The following is a 21,495-nucleotide window of genomic DNA, read 5'->3' on the forward strand; positions in this document are numbered from 1 at the left end:
GGCATTGCTCACGATCTCGTTCGCACACGGGGCCGTCGACATGGACGCGGCGCTGGAGAACGCCAGGTCGGACCTTAAGGGCGCGCTCGAGCGCCTTGCTGAAGTGCGGCAGGCGATCGCCGAGGAGAAGCCACTGCTGGCCAGGGAATTCGAGGAAGTCGAGCTGGAGCTGCGACAGCAGCGCCGGCTGGTTCGCATCGCACGCACCAGCCGCGAGGATCGGGAGATGGAGATGCGCGAGCTCGAGCGCGACCGGGCGACCCGGGAGCGTGATGCCGGCTACCTGGCCGGGCTGCTCAAGGATCATGCACTGAGAATTCAAACCGTGTCCGGACCCGGCGAGCCCGAGTTGCGGGTGGCCCCGGAGGTGATGGCGGGCGAGGCCGACGATCCGGCGGCCGCGGTGCAGGAGCGGCTGGTCGTGCTCGAGGCAAGCCTCGATAGGCTCGAGGCATTGATGGGGGGCTCGACGGCACCCGGTGAAGCGGCGTCCCCGACCGGTGCGGTGGTGGGCGGGACCTTCGCGGCGGCGGGACCCTCGATGTGGTTCACCGGCGAAGGCGTCGCCGGAGCGGTCGTCCGTGACCGGGCCGGCGCCAGACCGCGGGTGATTTCCGAGAGTCCCGGGTCGGTGGCCGACCTGGTCGCCGGCAAGGAGGTGGTGCTGGGTCTCGACGTCACCGGGGGCAAGGCACGGGCGCTTGAGGAGGTGGGTGGGGGACCGCTCGCGCTCATCCGCAAGGGAGGGCTGTGGATCTGGCCGATCCTTTTCCTCGCGGTGCTGAGTTTTGCCTTCGGTGTGGTGAAACTGATCGGCTTCGCCCGCTACCGCGACCCCGGCGAGGCGTGGGTCGGCGCGATCTCGGGTGCCCTGCGCGGGGGTGATGCCGCCAAGGCCGCCGAGCTTGCCTCCCGGCCATCGCATCCGGCCGCGGAGGTGATGACGACGCTGGTGGAGCGCGCCTCATCGCCGGTCGAGCTGGTCGAGGAGACGCTCTACGAAAAACTCATGGGCGTGCAGCAGAAGGCGGGTTCGCTGCTGCCGGTGATCGCCGTGACCGCGGCGACGGCTCCTCTGCTGGGCCTGTTGGGAACCGTCTCGGGAATGATCCGCACCTTCAACCTGATCACCCTGTTCGGCTCCGGGGATCCGAAACCCCTGGCCGGGGGGATTTCCGAAGCGCTGGTGACCACGCTCTTCGGCCTGATTGTGGCGATTCCGGCGCTGATCCTTCACGCCTTCCTCGCCCGGCGGAGCCAGGGCATCGTCCAGACCACCGAGCGACTCGGACTGTCGTTCATCAACTCGCTGAGGAAGGAATGAAGAACGCGATCCTCACCACCCTGGACGAGGGAGGGCTCACCTTGTGGGCGCTTCTGGTGGTCGCGGTGATGATCTACTCACTGGTGGCGGCGGTGTGGTGGCGCGGGCGCGGGCTCCGCCGCGAGCTGGCTGGACTGGATCTCGAGCGGAGCGATCCGCGCGAGGTGCAGCGGCGGGTGGCCGCCTTCGAGCTCGACCGGATCGCTTGGGTCGAGCGGCGCCTGCCGTTCCTTGCGGTGCTGGTGGCCATGGCACCCCTGCTGGGCCTGCTCGGAACCGTGGCGGGAATGCTGATCAGTTTCGACGGGCTCGCGGGCTCTTCCGGAGGGGAGCCCATCGACACGATTTCGACCGGGATTTCCAAGGCCCTGGTGACGACCCAGGCGGGATTGGTGATCGCGATTCCGGCGGCGTTTCTGCTGGCACTCCTGAAGCGCCAGGCGCAGTCGACCCACCTCGAACTCCACAAGCTTCTCCATCGCGGCCTGGCGGCGGGGACACCCCGGGCATGAGACGCTATCGACATTCGACCGCGGAAGTGTCGGCGACGAGTCTCGACATCTCGCCGCTCATCGACGTCGTGTTCCTGCTGCTGATCTTCTTCATTGTCACGACCGTCTTCGTGAAGGAGACGGGGATCGAGGTTTCGAAACCCCGGGCGGCAAGTGCGGAGGATCTTCAGAAGCGGGCGATCCTGCTGGCGGTGACCGACGAGGGACGGGTCTGGCACGGCGGACGCGAGATCGGCATGGACGGTGTGAGGTCGGTCGTCTCGGCCTTGCTTGAAGAGGATTCCGAGCTTCCCGTGGTGATCCGGGCGGATGCCGCCGCCGCGACCGAGGACACCGTCGCGGTCGTCGATGCCGCGAAGCTCGCGGGTGCGATATCGGTATCCCTCGCCACGGAGAAATGAAGTTCACGACCACAGTGCTGGGCCTGGCGATGGCGGCGGCGTTGCTCGCGCTGCTGGGCCTGACGCGTCTGGTCATGCCGCAGGTCCCCACCACCGACTTGGAATTGAGGGAGGTTGAGATCGCGGCCCTGCCCGAACCGCCGCCACCGCCACCGGAGGATCCGCCACCCGAACAGCCGCCGCCACCACCGGCCCTCGCCAACATCACCGAGGTGCCGGACCCCACCCGAGTGGCCATTCCCAAGGTCGATGTCCCGCTCGACCTGGAAATGCCGGTGGACACCTTTTTCACCGACATCGAACCGGCGCCGCTGCCGCAACCGGTCGTCCGCCGGGTGGCGCCGAAGCCAAGGCCGACCGCGAGGCCTTCGCGGCCCTCGCCTCCGCCGGCGGTGACCAAGTCGATCTACTCGATCAACGAACTCGACTCGAAGCCGCGCTTGCTGCGCCACGGATCCGCGGCCTTCCCATCATCGCTCGCGCGGCGCGGGGTCACGCAGGGCACGGTGAACTTCGAGGTCGAGCTGAGCACCAGCGGACGGGTGAACGTCCGGCGGGTCGTTTCCGCCACCCATTCGGAGTTGGTTTCGCCGGCCCGGCGGATTGCGGGTTCGGCAAGGTTCACCGCACCGACGCGCAACGGCAAACCGGTCAAGGCCGTGATGCGCTGGCCGATCACGATCCGGAAATGAGGGGGAATCAATATCCAACAGCCAACAAGAAATATCCAATGTCCAAGGAGCGAGGCTATGATCTTGAGGAGAGGTTGATCGACTATTCGGTCAGGGTGATTCGGTTGTCCGAAGCGCTGCCTGACTCACGGGCGGGACGTCATGTCGGCGGACAAATGCTCCGTAGTGGCACCTCGCCGGCACCGAACTATGGTGAGGCTCAAGCGGCGGAGTCGCGGAAGGACTTCATCCACAAACTAAAGATCGCACTCAAGGAACTTCGTGAAACCAACATCTGGCTGAAGGTCATCCGGAAGTGGGAAATGGTCAGCCCCGTTTCGCGCATCGAACCCCTGATCGATGAAACCGACGAGTTGATCGCCATCATTTTCGCATCGATCCGCACTGCCCAAAACAATCAGGAGGAATCATGACGCGTGCCGCCTTGGTTATTGGATATTTCTTGTTGATCATTGGCTATTGGGTCAATGCGGATGAGCCTTTGCCGGTTTCGAAGTCGTTTTGGCAGGACGATGCCTTCGTGAAATCATTCAACGGCAGCTACCGGATCGAGGCGCGGATCGAACCGGTGGTTTCCACCGAGGAGAGGGGGCTGCTGTTGGAGGTGCAGAAGCTGATGGCGGCGGGAAACCGCGATGGGGCGTTGAAGAAGGTCGAGGACAGCAAGCTGACGTCGGATTCGGCGGCGTTGCTCTTCAATCTCGGAAACCTCCGGTTCGAGGAGGGCGAACTCGAAAAGGCCGGGGAGGCCTACGCCGCGGCGATCGAGAAGTATCCGGCGTTCCGGCGGGCCCATCGCAACCTCGGCCTGGTCCGGGTGAGGGAAGGGGACATCGAGAAGGGGCTGGAATCGCTGCTGGAGGCCGTGCGCCTCGGTGACTCCGACGGCACGACCTACGGCATGCTCGGCTTCTGCCGGCTGCAACGGGGGGAGTATGCGAGTGCCTTGCAGGCCTACCGGATGGCGCAGCTCGGCCAGCCGGAGTCAGCGGAATGGAAAGCCGGAGTGGCCCAGTGCCTTCAGAACCTGGATGCCCGCGCCGAAGCGGTGGCGCTGCTCGACGAAGTGATTCGCCAGCGTCCGACGGAGGCGGGATACGCCGTCCTGCAAGCATCCCTGCTGATGGATCTCGATCGCCCGGAGGATGCGGTCAAGACCCTCGAACTGCCCCGGCGCCTCGGAGTGCTCGATCCCGATGGCCATCTGCTGCTCGCGGATCTTCACCTGAGGGCGGGGCGTGTTGAGAACGCGACGGAGATGGTCGAGGCGGCCTTCGCCGGTGAACGGAAGCCCGCGCTCGACCGGACGCTGGGGCTCGTCGCCGTCGCGATGAGCCAGGCCGAGTGGAAGCTCGCAGGAGACCTCATCGGCAAGGCGACGCCGGAAGAGGGGGACGTCCCGGTGGCGCTCACCCGGCTCTCGGCCCAATGGATGATCGAATCGGAAACCGATGCGGAAGCCGGCGCGGAGATCCTGCGCGAGCTGCTTGCCAGGGACCCGAGCGACGGGACGTCCTCACTGGTTCTCGGAAAGCACGAGCTTGCGGCCGGCAATCCCGAGCTTGCCGAGACCCTGCTGCAGCGGGCGACCGCCGATTCGCTCTCCGCCTTCGACGCCTGGATCGAACTCGCCCGTCTGCGGGTGTCCGGGGACCGCTATGCAGGTGCCCTTGAGGCCGTGGATGCCGCGCTCGAGATCGAGACCTCCACCGAGCTGCAAGCCTACCGCGAGAGCCTGGCCCGCCTGGTGGACGCCGCCCGCTGACCCGCGACCGGGGAATTGCTGCCGTCCGTCCCTTGAAAATCGCGCTTGCGCCGGACGAGCGCTGCGGTGAGGGATGGACGTGACCGAGATGGATGGCAGTGAAAACCGGCGGCCGCGGCGCGGCGTGGTGATTTTTCTGAGCCTGCTGCCCCTGTGGCTGGTGATCTCGACGGGGATCGGTCTGTGGCTGTGGAACCGCGGCGGGGAGAACCAGCCCGAGCAGGCGAAGTTCAAGACGCCGATCTCTGCCGAGGGACTCGAAAGCGACCTGCGCAAGATCGTCGAGATCGCCGGCCCCCGTCATCTGGGGTCCGACCGCGGCCACATCGGCCTGAAGCGGGTCTCGGCGATGATCCGGAGTTCGCTCGGTCCCGAGAATGCCGGCTACGCGCTGGAGATGCATCCGGGACCGACCACGCCGGAGGGAACCTGGCCGCTGGTCCTTGCCCGCTTGCCGGGCGAGGGCAAGCCTCTGGCGGTGGTCGCCGGCTACGATTCCCGTGAGGGCAGTCCGGGAGTCGAGGCCAATGGCACCGGGTTGGCGTCGGTGCTCGCGATTGCCCAGGCCATGGCCGGCGAGACCCTTGGTCGCCCGGTGACCTTCGCCTTCGTACCCCACGCCTACGATCTGGACGCACCTGTGCGGGAGGTCGGCCGGCAATTGATGGATCAACTCGGCGATGTCGAACTGATCATCGTGGTCGAGGCGACCGGAACGGCGGCCGACCTGATCGTGTCGGCCAGGAACACGGCGCTGCTGGAGAGCTTCGAGAACCGGGTGCGGATTGCCGGGGCGGAAACCATCTGTCTTGGTGAGGATCACGATCCCGCCTCCTTGCTTGAAGAACTGGGAGCCCCCGCCGTGAGGCTTTCGACCCGGGCGATGGTCCTCCCCAGCGAGCAGGACGACGTTCTTCCGGGCCCCGGCGTGCATGCGCAGGCCACCGCCCATCTTGCCACGCTGGTGCGGATTCTGGCAGGCGCGCGGTAGCCGGGAAATTCTTCTTGCGCCGGTGGGGGGATACTCCTATCAACCGCCACCTCGCCGGGGGAAAGTCCGGGTTCAGGGGCGTTAGCTCAGTTGGTAGAGCACCTGCATGGCATGCAGGGGGTCAGCGGTTCGAATCCGCTACGCTCCACCACCCTCCGCTCCGGCAAGCGAAGCGCGGCCGGAGCGGAGGGTGGTGCCCCCCATAGCTCGCAGAGCGTCGGGGGGCTTCGAGGCCCGGAGCTACGGGTGGCAGGCCACCACAGGGTGCAGATGAGCCAGCGCTTTGGATCTCTGCTTGGCAGTGATGCGAGGCGTCCCGGAGGCCCCGGATTTTCCCGGAATTGAAGGGTTGGCCTCCTGACTTCGGGCGCTAGAGTTTTGCCGATGCAAGCCCCGAAACTCGAGGCCTTTGGCGAAAGGGAACTGCTGGCCTCCGGCAGCAGCGGTGCGGTCTTTCGTGCCGTCAAGCCCGACGGCACCGTGACGGCCGTCAAGCTGCTCGACGGCATGGCCGTCAACCGCTCGCTCCTGCAGCAGGCCTCCGAGCGCTTGGAAAAGGCCGGATGGCCCGACGGGATCCTGCCGATTCTCGAAGGAGATTTCCACTCGAGGCCGGCGGTGCGGGTGACCGAATGCCTGGCGGATCCCACCGAAGACGGCAATTGGCGGCCGCGCAGTCTGCAGCACCGGATCGGGGAATTCCCGGGTGATGATTCATGGGACGTGGTGCTGGGCATCCTCGACGGGCTGGCGTCGCTTCACGCCTGCCAGGTGGCCCACGGCAACCTCAAGCCCGGCAATGTGTTCTTCGACGAGCAGGGCCAGGTGCTGCTGATCGATTGGGCTCTCGGCAACATGCCGGGAATCGCGACTCTCGATTTCACGGATGCCTGTCTCTATCAACCGCCGGAACAGCTGCGGCACCCGCAGGGATACCTGGAAGAGGAGGGTTACCGCTGGGACGTTTTCAGTTTCGGCGTGCTGGCCTTCCGGCTGCTCACCGGATCATTTCCGCGCTGCGACGAGACCTTCCAACAGGTCGCTCCGCTGGAGGGGGAGATCAGCCGCGACGGGATCGCCGCGGATCTGGGCAGGATTGCCACGACCCTCGAGGGGCACGCGGCGATCGAGTGGCCGGACGAGCCGGCCAACGAACTCGACCGACGCTACCGCGAGATCATCGATGCCTGCCTTTCGCTCGACGCCCAGGCGCGCCCGGCGAATGCGTTGGAAGTCCGGCGTTCGATGCGCGAGGCCGAGGTGGCGATCGACGAGGAGGAACGGCGCGACGCCGTGCTCGACCAGCGCCGGCGCTCCCAGCGGGCCGCCTGGCGGGCGAGCATCGCAGCCGGGTTGCTGGCGGCGGCGCTGGTGACGATGGTGTTCCTCTGGCAGTTGGTGAAGAGCCAGCTCACCCGCGAGGTGACGGAGCGGGCCTCCGAAATCGCGGGCCTGCAGCAGGAACTCGGCACCGCCGTGTCGGCAAGAGAAGCAGCGGAAACGGATGCCGCCGAGGCGCGACGCGTGCTGACCACGGAGCGCTCGACCTGGCTTGCCCGGATCGAGGAGTCGCGGGAAATCGGCGACCGGCTGTTTTCCTGGGCCATGGCCGAGGGTCATCGGCAGTTGCCGCCGCTCGACGGGCGGGAGCTGAGGCTGTCGCGGTTGGAGGACTACTTCGAGCGTTTCATCGAAAGGACGGCGGACGTGGAGGAACTCGAACCGGAGCGGGCGAGAGCCCGGCTGCAGCTTGCCGAGATTTCCCTCGCAAAGGGCGAGCCCGACGAGGCCTCGGAGCGCATCGAGTCGGCGATCGAATCGGCGCAGGTTCTGGACGAAGGGCCGGAGCTGGATCTCCGGCTGGCGACGGATCGGCTGGTGCTCGCCCTGCTGATGCAGGAGCGGAATGATGCGGATGCCGGTCGCGCCTTCGCGGAGGCGCGGGCGGAGCTCGAGGCCTTGCCGCAGTCCGAGATCGACGGTGACCGGGTGGCCTATCTGCTGGCCACGCTGGATCTCCACGAATCGATGCTGCTCGCCGACGGGGGCGAAGAGGGCCGTGCGCTGGAACAGCTCCACCGCGCGACCGAGTCGCTCAACATGCTGGCCGACTCGCGACCGGATGCGGCCATCCTGCGCTCGGAGCTGGTGGACTGCTATCTTTCCTCGGCCGACATCCTGGACGGGATGGGCGAGATGGGGGATGCCCGCTCGCTTCGCAAGCTGGCGGCCGACGCGCTGCTGGAAATGATCAAGGAGCACCCGGAAAACATCGGCCTGAGGCTGGACCTGGCGGGTTGCTACGGCGCGATCGCCGAGTCGGCGATCCTCGCCGGGGATGTTTCCAATGCGGAGGCCATGTCGAAGGGCGCGGTGAAGCTGCTGACCGAGATTCTCCCCCAGCGACCGGACAGTGCGGTCGCGCGCTCGCGCCTGGCCGCCCAGCGAGGCCTGATGGCCGGCATCCTGCGCGACCGGGGCGAATCGGAGGAGGCGATGGCGCTCTACGAGGAGGGGCTGCGGCTGCTGGAGGATTTGGCGGTCGGTGAGGATGGCGACCCGATGGCCCGCTACCGCTACGCGCTGCTGACTTGGGAAAAAGGGCGGATGCTCGGCTTTTCCGGTGACCGGGAAGGGGAGATCGTCGCCGAGGAGCGGGCGGTGACCATGCTCGAGGGACTACTGGACACGCCGTACGGCATTGCCCGTGGCGAGCAGATCCGGCGCTCGCTCGGCTACGTCCTCGGGGATCTCGGGCACGCCGCCCAGATCGCCGAAAAGGAGGAGCTCTCGGCCAGCGCCTTCACCCGTGCGGTGAAGGTTTGGGAGGGCCTTTCGCGTGAGCGGCCGGGCAGTGACGAGTACGAGGAGGCGCTCGCCTGGAACCGGCAGAGGCTGGCCAGCTTTGAATGATGAGCCGTCCGGATCTCCGGCTGCTGCGCGAGGTCTCGCGATCGTTCTATCTTTCGATCCGGGTGCTGCCACGTCCGATGCGGGGGGCGGTGGCGCTCGCGTACCTGCTGGCCCGGGCAAGCGACACCCTGGCCGATACTCCGGGAGTGGCACCAGCGCTCAAGCGGTCGCTGCTCGAGGGCTTCGCCGGAGAACTCGGAGGTGGGGATCAAGCATGGCGGGACGATCTGGGTGAATTCCGTGAACGCCAGGAGCATGCCGGGGAACGCGCGTTGATCGGACGGATGGTATCGCTCTTCGATCAACTGGCCGGCTTGCCCGACGAGGAGCGGACGCACGTCACGGCGGTCGCGACGACGATCATTTCGGGCCAGCGGCTCGACGTCGAGCGATCGGCATCCGGCCAGCACCGGATGCCGGATGCCGATTCCCTCGAGGACTACTGCCACCGGGTGGCGGGGTGCGTCGGCCTGTTCTGGACGCGGATCGGCTTTGCCACGCTCGGCGCGCGCTTTTCCCGCTCCGATCCGGGAGAGCTCGAAGCCATGGGGGAGCGGTTCGGGCGGGGCCTGCAGTTGGTGAACATCCTTCGCGACCTGCCCGGCGACCTCGAGCAGGGGCGATGCTACCTGCCGGCCGAGCCCAAGCCGGATGCGATCCTGGTGGAATCCGCGCGCTGGCGAGAGGTGGCGCGCGCGAGGATGGACGATGGCCTGAACTATGCCCGCCGCCTGCGCACGCGCCGGCTGAGGATTGCCGTCGCTCTTCCGGCGCTGTTGGGGATCGAAACCCTCGACCGTCTCGACGCCGCCGATTGGTCGATGCTTCAGCGGGGGGTCAAGGTGACTCGACGCACGGTGCGGATGTGTTTCTGGAAGGCACTCGGGCTTTCCAGGCGGGGCACCGGAGCATGAATTCAGCGGGATCGGGGCCGTCAGCCGGCATGTTCCGATTGGGTGGCCCTGCTTGAATTCGGGGATTGGCCGCGTCCGCCTACTTTGAGTGGCACGCCGAAGCGGCTCCACCCTTGACCCGGCACCCGCCCGAACGTTTGCTACCGCCGCCCGTGGAGCGGATCGACATACCCAAGAAGGCGATTTACCGGCTTTCGATCTACAACCGCTGCCTGCAGCGGTTGGTGGAGAACGGTCAGGAAACGGTCAGCTCCTCGACTCTGGCGAAGGCGGCGGGAGTGAAGCCCTCGCAATTGCGCAAGGACCTGGCCTACTTCGGGCAGTTTGGAACGCGGGGGCTGGGTTATCCGGTCGAAACGCTGGCGTCGATGATCCGGGACGTGCTCGGGCGCGAGCGGCTGCAGCCCGTGGTGCTTGTCGGGGCGGGAAACCTGGGTTCGGCGCTGCTGCGTTACCAGGGCTTCGGAAAGGAAGGCTTCGAGGTCATCGCGGCGTTCGACGCCGAACCGGACGCGGTCCGGGAGCGGGGTCTCGGCGTACCGATTCACCATGAATCGAAGCTGGAGGAGTTCATTCAGGCCGAGGGAATCCGCCTGGTGATCCTGTGCGTGCCGGCCGGGGTGGCCCAGACGATTGCGAACCGGCTGGTGGCGGTGGGCGTGACCGGCATCCTGAACTTCTCCCCGGTGGTGCTTGAAGTGCCGTCGGAGATCCAGGTGAACAACGTCGACCTGGCCCTGGAGCTCGAACATCTGAGCTTTTTCGTCCGGCAGGAATGAATCGGGATGAAAATTTCCCCAAGGAATCCCCGGAGTCGGGCGTTCCGGTGCCAGGAACGCCGCCTCCGCGGCCCGGAACCGAGATGGTCGAAACCCGTGAGCAGTTCATCGAACGAGCGCTGGCCGAGTATGAGTCACCGCTGATCGGCTACGCCTACGGCTTCGTCCGCGATCTCGACCGCGCGCGGGACGTCGTTCAGGACACCTTCATCCGGCTCTGCCGCCAGGATGTCGAGAAGGTCCGGGATGGCCTGAAGAGCTGGCTCTTCACGGTCTGCAGGAACCGCGCCCTCGATGTCCTGCGCAAGGAATCCCGGATGGGGGAGCTCAATGAAGACGAACGCGGCGGGCTGCCGTCGGAGGCGATCGGCCCCGACGACGAGGCCGACCGCAACGAGCGCGTGGCCGAGGTCATGCGCTACCTCGACCGCCTCTCCGAAAACCAGAAGACCGTGATCCTGATGAAATTCCGCGACGGACTGAGCTACCACGAGATCTGCGAGCAGACCGGCCTCAGCAACGGCAACGTCGGCTTCCTGATCCATGCCGGGCTGAAACGGCTGCGGTCGATCCTTCCACCGGACCTTTTCGACTCCCAATGATGATGAACATTCGACCCGACGATCCCCGGATCACAGCCTACCACCTCGGCGAGTTGTCGAGTGAGGAGGCGCGGCAGATCGAGCGCGCCGGTGCCTCGGACCCGGCGGTGGGCATGGCCCTGCGCGAGGCGGGTGTGATGACCGGTTTTCTCAAGGACACGCTGGGGCCGGAAGGGGCCGTGGAGCTGCGTCCGGCACAGCGGGAGGCAGTGCTCCGTGCGGGCCGGGAGGAAACTTCCGGGAAGATCGTCGAACTTCGTTCGGCGAAGCGGTCGCGTCTGCCCTGGCTCACCGGTCTGGGTGCGGCGGCGGTGGTGGCTTTCACCGCGGTGTTGATGAGCCGGCTCGGGGACGGGCCCGGGCGGGTCGAGGGGCCGACGGCGCGCGAGGTCGCGCTGCTTCCCCAGCCCGGACCGACTCCCGGACGAGGCGTCACCGGCGCTGCGGCAGGTGGGGCCCATGCGACCACCGGCGGTGGTGGCGCTTCCACGGCGAGTGGCGATTTTCTGGAATCCGTCGCGCGCGAGCTTTCGCAGGGTCCCTTGCCGGAGGCGACCGAACTCCCGGCAACCACCAACCAGAGTTCGTTCAGCAACTCCGCGGTGCTGCGCCTTCCGGTGGCGGTGGGAACGGCAAGCCCGACCTGGGTTCGCCGCTGGATCGAGGAGAAGGGGGAACTGCCACCGGCGGGCGCCGTCAGGGTCGAAGAGATGGTCAACTCGGTGACGCTGCCAACCGATCGCGAGGTGGGCGGCCTGAAATTGGGGCTGTACCGTCTCGACTGGGGCGGGTCGCGCTGGATCGGGGTTCAGCTTGCCACGGGCGACGAGGCCGTCGACGACCTGAAGGTGCTTTCCGAAAGCAGGAGCAACCGCCGGGTGGTCGGGTCGTTCGGAACCCGCGACGACGATGCCCTCGAGGTCGGGTTGTCCGCTGGTCGCTCGACGCTGATCCTCGTCGAGTTCGATGACGAGACGGCCGACCCCGGGCAACTGACTGTGCTGATGGGATCCGCGATGCAGTCCTTCGAACTGGCGGAGGCTTGCACGATGGGGAATCCCGGAATGCACCACGCCGTGGCCACTGCCGTCTTCGGGCGCTGGCTGCGCGCCGAGGCCGATGAGGATCAGCTTCGGCAGGCGCTCGCCCTCGCGGGCCGGGGCGAGGTGGATCCCATCCACCGCGAAGACCACCGCTTGATGCGGCGGGCGCTCGAATTGTCCGTTTCGGATGATTGAGGAAGGCCGCGGGAATCCGCTTGGCAGAAAGCGGGTCGGCTGCGATCTCCGGTGGCATGTCCGATTCGATCCGCGAGCTGACCGGCCGCATCCGTGAGTTTTCCGCCGCCCGCGACTGGGACGCCTACCACAACGCCAAGGACATGGCCGTCGCGATCGCGGCGGAGGCGGGGGAATTGATGCAGCACTTCGTCTGGCAGCAACCGGAGCAGATCGATGCCCGGGTCGCGGCGAAGCGGGCTGAAATTGGTTCGGAGATGGCCGATGTCGGGATTCTGTTGTTGGAAATGGCGGATCGGCTCGGCTTCGACCTCGGTGCCGAAATGGCGGCCAAGATCGACCGCAACGAGAAACGTTACCCCGTCGAGAAAGCCAAAGGGAACAACCTCAAATACAACGAACTGTAAGCCTGCGCTTCAGACGCGGGGGAGCGAGGCCGCCGGGCAAAAAGAAAGACGCGAGCTGGATTCCCCCCGGATTCGCAACTCGCGCCTTTTCTGAGCCCAATCCCGAACGAGCTGCACCGCTCAGCGACCTCCCCCCGGAGTCCGAATAAGCGGCTGGTTGCATGCCCGATCTGGTGGACCGGTGCCGAAGCACGCTGGAAAGATGCCAATTATTTTAGAAAAATAAAGCATAAAATGATACGAACTTCTACCTAAGCGAGACAATCAAGCTCGCCGGGCGGGTTCAGGGGCCTTTCTCGAAGGAAATTCCCAGCCCGCGGGACCGCCAGTACGCGGCCAGTGACTTCTCGAGATCGCTCGTTGTATCTCCCAGACGGTCAAAGCTTTGAGGATTCTCGACGGGCCTGGCGGAGAAGCATTCCTCAAGTGCTTTCCTGCGCTCGGTGCCATGCAGGTGGTAGTGGGTGAGGAGCAGCGCGGACATGTAGCCATGGTAGCGAATTTCCGCCGGAATCCGGAACATCAGCCTCAGCCAGGCCCTGTGGTCGAGGCCGACGATCTGGTCGAGCGGCAGGGCTGGAATGACCTCGACCTCGTCGCCGAAGCGCCTGCGGACGTGTCGGCGGATCTGGCGGTCCATGTCGCGGAAATCGAAGCGGCCACCGCCGAGGTGAGCGGCGGCGTAGTATTCGCAAATCCCCTCGCTGAACCACTGGGACAGTTGCCCCTGCGATCCGTGCATGCAAAGATGCACGATTTCATGAACGACGGTGGCTTCGTCGGGCATCGGCCGGAGCCGACTTTGGGGATCGACCGGTGGAAACAGGTGCCCGGCGTCGAGTGCGACCGCCGCTTCGCCCCAGACGTAGGATCCCGCACTGCCCGGAGCCCCGCCGCCGTTCTCGTAGCTCTCCGCGTCGCGAAAGATCCGCAGCTCGGGCCGGTGATGCCGGGGCGGATCAAACCACGCGATCGGGTGGGCCCCGACCGCACGGGCCGTCGAGTCGGCAACCACCGCGAGCCGGTGGAGGTCGAACTCGGGCAGGTCGACTTCCGAGACGATGCGGAAATGGCGGGTGTCCCAGGTGCGGGTCTCACCTTTCACCGGCTCGCACCGCAGCGGCGTGGGGCGGAGCACCTCGAGACCGCTGACCGTCGTCAGGAAGCCGGCGGCGGCCATGAGGAGGAAGCCCTTCATCACGGCGCAGACTACCGCGGATTCCGCGGGAAGGCTTGAGAAATCCGTCTCGCGACCGCGAGCACCGATCTCGGGGGGCTCGGATCGATGGGCGGATTTTCCAGAGACAAGGTTGCAGGCCGGGTGGTTTTAAAGGAGAAGACGTCCAGCCGAATGACCGAACTTCTGATCGAACCCGCCCGCCGCAGCGGCTGCCAGGACCTCGGAAAGGTCGAGGAGGTGCTGGAATCGGCATCTCAGCGACAGCGCTCGCCCATCGACGACCTGCTCGATGCGGGCGTCGTGGACGAGGAGGCCTACATGCGCGAACTGGCGGAGGCGATCGGGATGGAGTGGCTGAGCAGCATTCCCCAGCCCGAGGCACCGCTGCCATTGCGCGAGGCCTGCGGACCGCGGGTCGCGCTGAAGTACCGCCTGCTGCCGGTCGAGATCCTCGGCGACGAGGAGAACCCACGGCTCAAGCTTGCCACCTTCGATCCCTTCAACCTGGTCGCGCGCCAGGCCGTGGCGCAGGAAATCGAGATCCCGGTCGAGTGGTGCATGGCCTCCCGCCGGCGGGTGCACGAAGCCGTGCGTCGCCTCTACGGGGTGGGTGCCGATACTTTCGAGCAGATTCTCGAGGGACGGGAGATGGATTTCGCCAACCTCGAGAATGCCGACGAGGCGAACGTCATCGACGATGACGAGGATGAGGAGGCCAGCGTCGTGAAGTTCGTCAACCAGATCATCCGCGAGGCGCTCGACCAGCAGGCGACGGACATCCACGTCGAGCCGCTGGCCGACAACCTGCGCATCCGCTACCGCATCGACGGTGGTCTGGTCGAGGTCGCGGTTCCCGAGAACATCAAGGCCCTGCAAAGCTCGGTGATCGCGCGACTCAAGATCATGTCGCGCCTCGACATTGCCGAGCGCCGGCTTCCGCAGGACGGCCGGATCAACCTGTCCTTCGAGGGCACCACGATCGACGTCCGGGTCGCGACCGTGCCGACCGTCGAGGGCGAGAGCGTCTCGCTGCGTCTCCTCAACCAGCAGCGTTTCAATGTCGACCGCCTCGGCATGGAGCCCTTCGTCCGGCACAAGATCGAGCAGCTGCTGGATCTGCCGAACGGCATCATTCTCATCACCGGTCCGACGGGTTCCGGCAAGTCGACCAGCCTCTACTCCTTCCTCAGCGAGATCAACCGGCCCGACCAGCGGATCGTGACGATCGAGGATCCGGTCGAGAACAAGTTGCCGGGCGTGATGCAGATCGCCGTGAAGTCGGACATCGGCCTGACCTTTGCCGCCGGCCTGCGGTCCATCCTCCGTGCCGACCCGAACATCGTGATGATAGGTGAGATCCGGGACCTGGAAACGGCCGAGATTGCGATCCGCGCCTCGCTCACCGGTCACCTGGTCTTTTCCACCCTGCACACGAACGACGCGCTCGGCGGCATCAGCCGTCTGACCGACATGGGGGTCGAGCCTTTCCTGGTGTCGGCCGCCGTCCGTGCCTTCCTGGCCCAGCGCCTCGTGCGTCGTCTGTGCGATCACTGCAAGACCCCCCGCGAGTTGAGTGAGCAGGATCGGCGCGATCTCGGCATCCCCCTCAACCTCGAGGGCCAGGCGTATTCCGCGAACGGCTGCGACCGTTGCCGTGACACCGGCTTTTCCGGTCGACTCGCGATCTACGAGGTCGTGGTCCTGAGCAATGCGATGCAGGAACTGGTGGCCCACAGTGCGCCCGCCCCGGAGATTCGGATGCAGGCGGTCAAGGACGGCTACGTCCCGATGCGCGGATACGGATGGTACAAGGTGATGCAGGGGACGACGACGATCGAGGAAGTGATCTCGGTGACGGCGACTGATACCGGCGGAGAGTAAGAGTTCATGCCCGCGTTCACCTACAAAGCTCTCGGCCCCGGCGGAGGCGTGCAGACCGGCAAGCTGGATGCCGGCGACCGCAACGAGGCGCTGCGCCTGCTCGACCGCAAGGGCCTGCAGCCGGTTTCGATCAAGCAGGCATCCGCCGAAATGTCCAACCGTCCCGCGCCGCGCAAGGCGAAGGCGAACAAGGAATCCTCGGCGACCACCGGCGCCGACGGGCTGATCCGGCTGAAGCAACCGGAGGTCGTTCTCTTCACCGAGGAACTGGCCGACATGCTGGCGGCCGGCCTCCAGTTGGAGCCGGCGCTTCGGGCCATGGAGAACCGGCAGGAGCTGGGATCGCTCAAGGAGGTCGCCCAAAGCATCCGCCACATGGTGCGCGACGGAACCAACTTCTCGGTCGCGCTCAAGCGGACCAGCCCGAGCTTCGGGCCGCTCTACTGTTCGCTGGCGGCGGCGGGCGAGGCATCGGGGGCGCTGGACACGATCCTCAACCGCCAGGCCCACTACCTCAAGACGCTCTCGGAACTTCGGTCACGGCTCATCCTCGCGATGATCTATCCGGCTTTCCTGATCCTTGCGGTGGTCGGGGTGATCGTGATTTTCGTCACCATCCTCATCCCGCAGCTCACCCAGCTCATTGAGACCACGTCGGGTGGCAAGCTCCCCGGTCCGATCGTCGCACTGGTCGCGGTGACCGATCACTTCGGGCAGTTCTGGTACGTCTACCTGATTCTTCTCGTGGCCGGGGGATTGTTCTTCAAGGCGTGGAAGGACAACGAGGAGAACCGCCCGACATGGGACGGGATGAAGCTCAAGATCCCTCTCGTCGGCCGGGTGATTTCGAGCCGCTTCTACGTCCAGTTCCTGGAAACGATGGCCAACCTGGTGGGGAACGGTCTGACTCTCCTCCGGGCACTCGAACTCTCGCGCGACGCGACCCAGAACCATTCGTTGCGGGTCGCGCTCAATGAGGTGATCGAGCAGGTCGGCGATGGTCGGTCGCTTTCGAAGGCGATGATCCGGACCGGCAACTTCCCGGCGCTGCTGATCGACATGGTGTCGGTGGGCGAGCAAACCGGAAAAATCGACCAGTCGCTGCGTCGCGCGGCGGAGCGCTACGACAAGGAGCTCAACAATGACTTGAGCCGGATCATGGCCCTGATCATGCCGGTGATCCTCATCGTGATGGCCATGGTCATCGGCTCGGTCGTTTACCTGATGATCAGCGCGATCTTCCAGACGATCTCGAACTTGAACTCGCGATCCTGAGCGGAATTGACCGAATAGATCCGGCCGGTTGCCCGTTTCATCGTTATGATGAAAGCGATGTGGCTGATGCTGGTGCTGGTGCTGCTGTGGATGGGCAAGGCCCGGGGCGAGGAATTCTCCGAGGCGATGGCCCGCTCGCTCATCGCCGAGGCAATCGAGATCCGCGAAAGCGGGATCCGCATCGCCAGCATCGTCGAGGGCTCGAAGAAGAGCGAGGATGGCTTCGAGGCCCGCACCGTGATCCGGGTCACGGCGGTGCATCCGGTGATAGGAGACAAGGGACTGGGTCGCCGGGTCCGGTGCTACGACTTCACGCACTCACCCCGCTACGGGTGGTTCCATCAGGAGATCCGCGAGTCGCGCGGCGGGGAAGAAGTCTGGATCTGGAGTGAAAACGAAGGCCGGGTGATCGTGCGCTGAGGTCAGGCCGGGCGCCCTTCTCAGGACTCCGCCTCGGCCAGTTCCTGGCAGCCCTTGAGGTCGAGCTTGCCGGAGGCGAGCACCGGGATCTCGCTGACCGGAAGGATCGCCCGGGGGCACCACAAGCTCGGCAGGCCGGCATCCATGAGCTTGTAGCGCAGATCGATGCATTCCTGCTCGAGGGCCCGCCCGGCCACGGTGGAAAGGAGGATGATCGCCTCGCCTTTCTTTTCGTCGGGCACGCCGACGATGGCGATTTTCCGCTCGGCTTCCGAGTCGAGGCCGAGGGCCTTGTTGACCGCGGCTTCGACGGTCTCGTGGGGGACCATTTCACCCCCGATTTTCGAGAAGCGGGAAATGCGGCCCTCGATGTAAAGGAAGCCGTCGGCGTCGACACGGCCGACATCCCCGGTGCGGAACCAGCCGTCGCCGTCGAGCACCTGGGCGGACTTCTTGGGGTCGTCGAGGTAGCCGGGAAAGATGTTCGCGCCCTTGAGCCAGATGATGCCCTGCTGGTCCAGCGGGCAGGGTTCGTCGGTCGCCGGATTGGTCAGGCGCACGGCGATGCCCGGCAACAGGTGGCCCACCGATCCGGGACGCGAGGAAGGCACGACCGTTTCGCCTTCGCCGCCCGTGGGCGAGGGGAGGTTGACGTTGGTGGCCGGCGAGGTCTCGGTGAGTCCGTAGCCTTCCTGCGGGGCGAGGCCGAAGCGTTCCTCGAAGGACTCGGCAAGGTTGCGCGGCAGCTTCTCCGCCCCGGTGACCACCAGTTCCAGCGACTTCAGCTGCTCGGGTTTCACCCGCCGCATGTAGCCGCGGAGGAAGGTCGGGGTGGCGAGCAGGAAGGTGACGCCGTGTTTCTGGATCAGCTCGCCGAGCCGCTTCGTGTCGAGCGGGTTCGGGTAGGTCACGAGGTCGAGGCCCTCGATGACCGGATACCAGAGGGTAACGGTGCAGCCGAAGGAGTGGAACAATGGCAGACAGCCGAGGATCTTCGAGCTGGACGGGGCCTGAAGCCGGGTGGCGAACTGACAAACGTTGCCGAGCACGTTGCGATGGGAAAGGGGCACGCCCTTGGGTTCTCCGGAAGAGCCCGAGGTGAAGAGGAGCACCGCCTCGTCGTCACCTCGTTGTTTGCCGATCCGGAACAAAGTGCGGATCACGCCGGCCGGGAGCAGGCGCGAAAGGATGGCCCACGTGATGATCTTCTTCTTCAGCTTGGGCAGCACCCGCTCAACGAAGATGAGGTCGCGGTTCGGTGGCCACGGGAAGGAGGGAACTTTCCGGACGAAGGGATCCGCCGTGATGAAGCGGTCGAGCTTGGCCTGACGCATGGCCGACCGGATCGCCTCGTGGCTGGCGGTAAAGTTCAGGTTCACCGGAACCTTGCCGGCGAAGATCACCGCGAGGTTGGCGACCATGCCCGCCTTGCCCGGAGGAAGGATGATGCCGACGCGGGGGTTGTCGGTCTCCTCGCGGATGTAGCGCGAAAAGACCAGGGCGGCCGCCAGCAGGCGGTCGAAGCCGAGCGACGAGTCATCCGCCCCGTCGCGGATCTTTGTCCGCGTGTGGCGCTTGAGGCCATTGAGCAGGGCCGTGCCGAGCGAAGAACCGAGCAGCGGGCGCTGCGAGAAGGCTTCCTCGGCGGCGGTGAAGAGCGACTCCTGGATGCGGGCCGCGGACACGCGGTCGGCGGCGATCGGCTGACCGACCGAGATGATCGCACCGGGAAGGTTGGCATCGTGCTCGATGCTCAGGGTCGACTCGCGCGGGTATTCGACGGCCAGCGGCAGCGTGGGGAGTCCGAACTTGCCGAGGGTGGTCAACACGGGGCCCGGGATGTGGCAGGGGGTCGAAGCCCTCGCAACGCTTCTTCCGTGAACGAAGATCAGCACCCCGCCATCGTCGATCGACTCCCGGAGCTGAAGGCCGGCGGTCGCGGGATCGGCGTCGTCAGCCGAAAAGACCGCCCCCGATCCGGACTTTGCAAGAAAGGCCTCGATCGGTGCATCCAGGGTGGTCTCTTCTTCGATCAGCCAGGTGATCGTCCGGCCGGCGAAGAGCTGCTCCAGATGCAGCAGTTCGTGGAAGGCCACACGACCCGGCACCACCAGGCATCCGGTGGTTGGGATCCGGTCGGCGTGCAGTATTTTGACGGCCTGGCTCATCGAGTGGGTGGGTGACGGGCGGATTCTGACCGTCCTTGCGTTGGAATCACGGGAAAAGCGACTTCGGGCGGGAAAATTCGCCGGAGGGCGGGGTCAGGCGCTTTCCATCCATGGATTGATCAGGCGAAGCCCGCAGGACTCGAAGTCGGCGATGTTGCGCGTGGCAAGAGCGGCGTTCGCGTTGCGGGCCACCGCAGCGATCATCATGTCAATGGGATCGGCGTGGAGGCCCTTGGCTTCCCGCAGTCGGCACAAGTCGCCGTAGAGCGTGGCGCAGTCTTCGTCGAAGGTGAGGATGCGTCCTCCGAAGCCTCGTCCGACAAAATCGCCGAACCGCTGCTCAAGATCCGCTCGGCGGCGACCGGCGGGAAGGCGCTTCAGGCCGCGCTGGATCTCGGCGATGGTGATGGTGGAGAGGGCGAGATCGAAGAGCTTCTTTCCCTGCAGCCAGGCATGCACCCGGGAATCGGGAGTGGCGCGCATCGCTTCGGAAATGACGTTCGTGTCGAGCACGATCATGGCGCGAAATCAACCGGCGGGCGCTTGGTCGCGCGAGGGGCCATTTCCAGGTCCACCCCGTGGTCCGGGCCGAAGCACTCCCGGCTGATGTCCGCCAGAGTGGATGACGGGGCGACACTTGCCGTGGAGGCCGCTCGGAGGATTTGCCGCGCGTAGGCTTCGAGCGAAATCCCCGCTTGGGCGGCTCGGCGGCGGAGCCCTTCCTTGGTGCTGTCGGGCAGGTCGCGGATGGTGATGCTGGCCATGGTGATCTGCCGGAGATTAGTGGATGCAATCAATGATGTCAAATTTCCGCCAGCCGACCATTTCGCCACGGGTTGCTCTGAGAGGCCGGGGCCTTCAGCGGCTTCCGGCCTCGGCGAGGCGCTCCGCCATTTCCGCACGCTGGAGCGCCTCGGTGATCTCCTCGAGGGCACCATCGAGGATGCCGTCGAGGTTGTGGGTCGTGAGCCCGATCCGGTGGTCGGTGATGCGGCTCTGCGGAAAATTGTAGGTGCGGATCTTTTCCGAGCGGTCTCCGGATCCGATCAGCTTGCGGCGCTCGGCCGAGTATTTTTCCTGCTCCTCGCGGACCTTTTGCTCGTAGAGCCGGCTGCGCAGGATCTGGAGTGCCCGCTCCTTGTTCTGCGTCTGCGAGCGGCCGTCCTCGCAGCGGATCATGATTCCGGTGGGAAGGTGGAAGACTTGGACGGCGGATTCGGTCCGGTTGACGTGCTGGCCGCCGGCGCCACCGGCACGGCAGACCTCGATGCGGAGTTCATCCGGACGGATATGCACGTCGACCTCCTCGGCCTCGGGGAGGACCGCGACCGTCACCGTCGAGGTGTGAATGCGGCCCTGGGTCTCGGTCGCCGGGACCCGTTGCACCCGGTGCACGCCACTCTCGTACTTGAGGAAGCGGAAGACCTCCTCGCCGCTGACGCGCAGGGCGACCTCCTTGAATCCTCCGACTTCGGACGGGCTGCTGCCAAGATGCTCGGCCTTCCAGCCGCGGTTCTCGGCATGGCGCTGGTACATCCGCATGAGTTCGGCGGCGAAGAGGGAGGCCTCGTCACCTCCGGCCCCGGCACGGATCTCGACGATGGCGTCGCGGTCTTCGTCGGGATCCGCCGGCAGCAGGGCATACTGGAGCTTTTCTTCGAGCTGCGGCACTCTCGTTTCCAGCTCCGGGATCTCCTCGCGCGCGAGTTCCGCCAGTTCCTCATCCTCGCCCCGGGCGACTTCCTGATGGTCGGCGAGTTCCTCCTTCACGCGGTTGAATTCCTCCCACAGGTCGAGCGATTCCTTTACGCGGCGGTGTTCGCGCATTACCTCACCCGCGCGTTTCGAATCGGCGAAAAGGGAAGGGTCCTCGATCGCTTCCGAAAGCTCGGCGAAGCGGCGTCGGCGTTGTTCGATGAGCGCGGCGAAATCCATGGACGGGAGGAGCTTGCGGAGCGCGGATCCAACCCGCAATCCCGGAAAAGAAATCGGCCGCGGACCCGGAGGGAGCGCGGCCGATCGAAAGAATGCGT

General features: G+C 65.8%; 21 protein-coding genes and 1 tRNA gene. 17 read left to right on the forward strand and 5 right to left on the reverse strand.

Annotation, left to right across the window (positions count from 1 at the left end):
* Positions 1-4: 4 nt before the first annotated feature.
* The 14 genes from ACG2LG_RS03835 (at position 5) to ACG2LG_RS03900 (ending at position 12,538) form a co-directional block, all read left to right on the forward strand.
* Complete coding sequence (locus tag ACG2LG_RS03835; RefSeq protein WP_396256469.1) at positions 5-1,324, forward strand: MotA/TolQ/ExbB proton channel family protein; 1,320 nt, start codon at positions 5-7, stop codon at positions 1,322-1,324.
* Entirely contained in the window at positions 1,321-1,836 is a 516-nt protein-coding gene (locus ACG2LG_RS03840) for a MotA/TolQ/ExbB proton channel family protein (RefSeq protein ID WP_396256471.1), read from the forward strand. The genes ACG2LG_RS03835 and ACG2LG_RS03840 overlap by 4 nt, the downstream gene beginning before the upstream one ends.
* The gene (locus ACG2LG_RS03845) at positions 1,833-2,237 is read left to right on the forward strand and encodes an ExbD/TolR family protein (protein ID WP_396256473.1); all 405 of its coding nucleotides are present in this window, start codon (positions 1,833-1,835) and stop codon (positions 2,235-2,237) included. The genes ACG2LG_RS03840 and ACG2LG_RS03845 overlap by 4 nt, the downstream gene beginning before the upstream one ends.
* Positions 2,234-2,929, forward strand: a complete 696-nt coding sequence (locus tag ACG2LG_RS03850) for an energy transducer TonB (protein WP_396256475.1) — start codon at positions 2,234-2,236, stop codon at positions 2,927-2,929. Before ACG2LG_RS03845 ends, ACG2LG_RS03850 begins: the two co-directional genes overlap by 4 nt.
* 38 nt (positions 2,930-2,967) lie before the next feature.
* Positions 2,968-3,342, forward strand: a complete 375-nt coding sequence (locus ACG2LG_RS03855; RefSeq protein ID WP_396256477.1) for a four helix bundle protein — start codon at positions 2,968-2,970, stop codon at positions 3,340-3,342.
* 107 nt (positions 3,343-3,449) lie between these two features.
* Entirely contained in the window at positions 3,450-4,694 is a 1,245-nt protein-coding gene (locus ACG2LG_RS03860; protein WP_396256479.1) for a tetratricopeptide repeat protein, read from the forward strand.
* A gap of 88 nt (positions 4,695-4,782) precedes the next feature.
* The gene (locus tag ACG2LG_RS03865) at positions 4,783-5,685 is read left to right on the forward strand and encodes a M28 family peptidase (protein ID WP_396256723.1); all 903 of its coding nucleotides are present in this window, start codon (positions 4,783-4,785) and stop codon (positions 5,683-5,685) included.
* Positions 5,686-5,760: 75 nt separating this feature from the next.
* Positions 5,761-5,836: transfer RNA gene (locus ACG2LG_RS03870), tRNA-Ala, on the forward strand.
* A gap of 233 nt (positions 5,837-6,069) precedes the next feature.
* Positions 6,070-8,598 (forward strand): hypothetical protein, encoded by a 2,529-nt coding sequence (locus ACG2LG_RS03875; protein WP_396256481.1) that lies wholly within the window; start codon positions 6,070-6,072, stop codon positions 8,596-8,598.
* Entirely contained in the window at positions 8,598-9,512 is a 915-nt protein-coding gene (locus ACG2LG_RS03880) for a phytoene/squalene synthase family protein (protein ID WP_396256483.1), read from the forward strand. The genes ACG2LG_RS03875 and ACG2LG_RS03880 overlap by 1 nt, the downstream gene beginning before the upstream one ends.
* Positions 9,513-9,664: 152 nt before the next feature.
* Positions 9,665-10,291: a redox-sensing transcriptional repressor Rex gene (locus ACG2LG_RS03885; RefSeq protein WP_396256485.1), complete on the forward strand. Its 627-nt coding sequence runs from the start codon at positions 9,665-9,667 to the stop codon at positions 10,289-10,291.
* Positions 10,288-10,893 carry an RNA polymerase sigma factor gene (locus ACG2LG_RS03890; RefSeq protein WP_396256487.1) on the forward strand — a complete coding sequence of 202 codons (606 nt, stop codon included), beginning with the start codon at positions 10,288-10,290 and terminating at the stop codon, positions 10,891-10,893. Before ACG2LG_RS03885 ends, ACG2LG_RS03890 begins: the two co-directional genes overlap by 4 nt.
* A gap of 2 nt (positions 10,894-10,895) precedes the next feature.
* Positions 10,896-12,131, forward strand: a complete 1,236-nt coding sequence (locus ACG2LG_RS03895; RefSeq protein WP_396256489.1) for a von Willebrand factor type A domain-containing protein — start codon at positions 10,896-10,898, stop codon at positions 12,129-12,131.
* A gap of 56 nt (positions 12,132-12,187) precedes the next feature.
* A complete protein-coding gene (locus ACG2LG_RS03900) occupies positions 12,188-12,538 on the forward strand; it encodes a nucleotide pyrophosphohydrolase (protein ID WP_396256491.1) in 351 nt (116 codons plus the stop codon).
* 283 nt (positions 12,539-12,821) lie between these two features.
* Here the strand turns inward: ACG2LG_RS03900 and ACG2LG_RS03905 are convergent, their stop codons facing one another.
* Entirely contained in the window at positions 12,822-13,736 is a 915-nt protein-coding gene (locus ACG2LG_RS03905; RefSeq protein ID WP_396256493.1) for a hypothetical protein, read from the reverse strand.
* Positions 13,737-13,889: 153 nt separating this feature from the next.
* On the opposite strand from ACG2LG_RS03905, the gene ACG2LG_RS03910 reads away from it, so the two are divergent.
* The 3 genes from ACG2LG_RS03910 to ACG2LG_RS03920 are packed head-to-tail and all read left to right on the forward strand — an operon-like array spanning position 13,890 to position 17,294.
* A complete protein-coding gene (locus ACG2LG_RS03910) occupies positions 13,890-15,599 on the forward strand; it encodes a GspE/PulE family protein (RefSeq protein WP_396256494.1) in 1,710 nt (569 codons plus the stop codon).
* 6 nt (positions 15,600-15,605) lie between these two features.
* Positions 15,606-16,874: a type II secretion system F family protein gene (locus ACG2LG_RS03915; protein ID WP_396256496.1), complete on the forward strand. Its 1,269-nt coding sequence runs from the start codon at positions 15,606-15,608 to the stop codon at positions 16,872-16,874.
* 48 nt (positions 16,875-16,922) lie between these two features.
* Positions 16,923-17,294 carry a hypothetical protein gene (locus ACG2LG_RS03920; protein WP_396256498.1) on the forward strand — a complete coding sequence of 124 codons (372 nt, stop codon included), beginning with the start codon at positions 16,923-16,925 and terminating at the stop codon, positions 17,292-17,294.
* Between the two features lie 20 nt (positions 17,295-17,314).
* Here ACG2LG_RS03920 and ACG2LG_RS03925 read toward each other — a convergent pair whose 3' ends face one another.
* From ACG2LG_RS03925 to prfA, 4 genes are all read right to left on the reverse strand, one after another.
* On the reverse strand, positions 17,315-19,462 hold the full coding sequence (locus ACG2LG_RS03925; protein ID WP_396256499.1) for an AMP-binding protein: 2,148 nt from the start codon (positions 19,460-19,462) through the stop codon (positions 17,315-17,317).
* Between the two features lie 93 nt (positions 19,463-19,555).
* Positions 19,556-19,981, reverse strand: coding sequence for a type II toxin-antitoxin system VapC family toxin (locus ACG2LG_RS03930; protein ID WP_396256501.1), 426 nt, complete (start codon positions 19,979-19,981; stop codon positions 19,556-19,558).
* The gene (locus tag ACG2LG_RS03935) at positions 19,978-20,226 is read right to left on the reverse strand and encodes a FitA-like ribbon-helix-helix domain-containing protein (protein ID WP_396256502.1); all 249 of its coding nucleotides are present in this window, start codon (positions 20,224-20,226) and stop codon (positions 19,978-19,980) included. The genes ACG2LG_RS03930 and ACG2LG_RS03935 overlap by 4 nt, the downstream gene beginning before the upstream one ends.
* Before the next feature lie 94 nt (positions 20,227-20,320).
* Positions 20,321-21,397: a peptide chain release factor 1 gene (gene prfA / locus ACG2LG_RS03940; RefSeq protein WP_396256504.1), complete on the reverse strand. Its 1,077-nt coding sequence runs from the start codon at positions 21,395-21,397 to the stop codon at positions 20,321-20,323.
* Positions 21,398-21,495: the final 98 nt, after the last annotated feature.

The organism is Haloferula sp. A504 (genome assembly GCF_044385805.1).
Taxonomy (GTDB): Bacteria; Verrucomicrobiota; Verrucomicrobiia; order Verrucomicrobiales; family Akkermansiaceae; genus Haloferula.

Bases quoted from the DNA above. Each gene is read 5' to 3' on its own strand.
- prfA (WP_396256504.1), bottom strand. From the start codon at position 21,397: ATGGATTTCGCCGCGCTCATCGAACAACGCCGACGCCGCTTCGCCGAG.
- ACG2LG_RS03840 (WP_396256471.1), top strand. From the start codon at position 1,321: ATGAAGAACGCGATCCTCACCACCCTGGACGAGGGAGGGCTCACCTTG.
- ACG2LG_RS03855 (WP_396256477.1), top strand. From the start codon at position 2,968: ATGTCCAAGGAGCGAGGCTATGATCTTGAGGAGAGGTTGATCGACTAT.
- ACG2LG_RS03910 (WP_396256494.1), top strand. From the start codon at position 13,890: ATGACCGAACTTCTGATCGAACCCGCCCGCCGCAGCGGCTGCCAGGAC.
- ACG2LG_RS03845 (WP_396256473.1), top strand. From the start codon at position 1,833: ATGAGACGCTATCGACATTCGACCGCGGAAGTGTCGGCGACGAGTCTC.
- ACG2LG_RS03895 (WP_396256489.1), top strand. From the start codon at position 10,896: ATGAACATTCGACCCGACGATCCCCGGATCACAGCCTACCACCTCGGC.
- ACG2LG_RS03850 (WP_396256475.1), top strand. From the start codon at position 2,234: ATGAAGTTCACGACCACAGTGCTGGGCCTGGCGATGGCGGCGGCGTTG.
- ACG2LG_RS03900 (WP_396256491.1), top strand. From the start codon at position 12,188: ATGTCCGATTCGATCCGCGAGCTGACCGGCCGCATCCGTGAGTTTTCC.
- ACG2LG_RS03890 (WP_396256487.1), top strand. From the start codon at position 10,288: ATGAATCGGGATGAAAATTTCCCCAAGGAATCCCCGGAGTCGGGCGTT.
- ACG2LG_RS03880 (WP_396256483.1), top strand. From the start codon at position 8,598: ATGAGCCGTCCGGATCTCCGGCTGCTGCGCGAGGTCTCGCGATCGTTC.
- ACG2LG_RS03875 (WP_396256481.1), top strand. From the start codon at position 6,070: ATGCAAGCCCCGAAACTCGAGGCCTTTGGCGAAAGGGAACTGCTGGCC.
- ACG2LG_RS03915 (WP_396256496.1), top strand. From the start codon at position 15,606: ATGCCCGCGTTCACCTACAAAGCTCTCGGCCCCGGCGGAGGCGTGCAG.
- ACG2LG_RS03930 (WP_396256501.1), bottom strand. From the start codon at position 19,981: ATGATCGTGCTCGACACGAACGTCATTTCCGAAGCGATGCGCGCCACT.
- ACG2LG_RS03925 (WP_396256499.1), bottom strand. From the start codon at position 19,462: ATGAGCCAGGCCGTCAAAATACTGCACGCCGACCGGATCCCAACCACC.
- ACG2LG_RS03935 (WP_396256502.1), bottom strand. From the start codon at position 20,226: ATGGCCAGCATCACCATCCGCGACCTGCCCGACAGCACCAAGGAAGGG.
- ACG2LG_RS03920 (WP_396256498.1), top strand. From the start codon at position 16,923: ATGAAAGCGATGTGGCTGATGCTGGTGCTGGTGCTGCTGTGGATGGGC.
- ACG2LG_RS03905 (WP_396256493.1), bottom strand. From the start codon at position 13,736: ATGAAGGGCTTCCTCCTCATGGCCGCCGCCGGCTTCCTGACGACGGTC.
- ACG2LG_RS03865 (WP_396256723.1), top strand. From the start codon at position 4,783: ATGGATGGCAGTGAAAACCGGCGGCCGCGGCGCGGCGTGGTGATTTTT.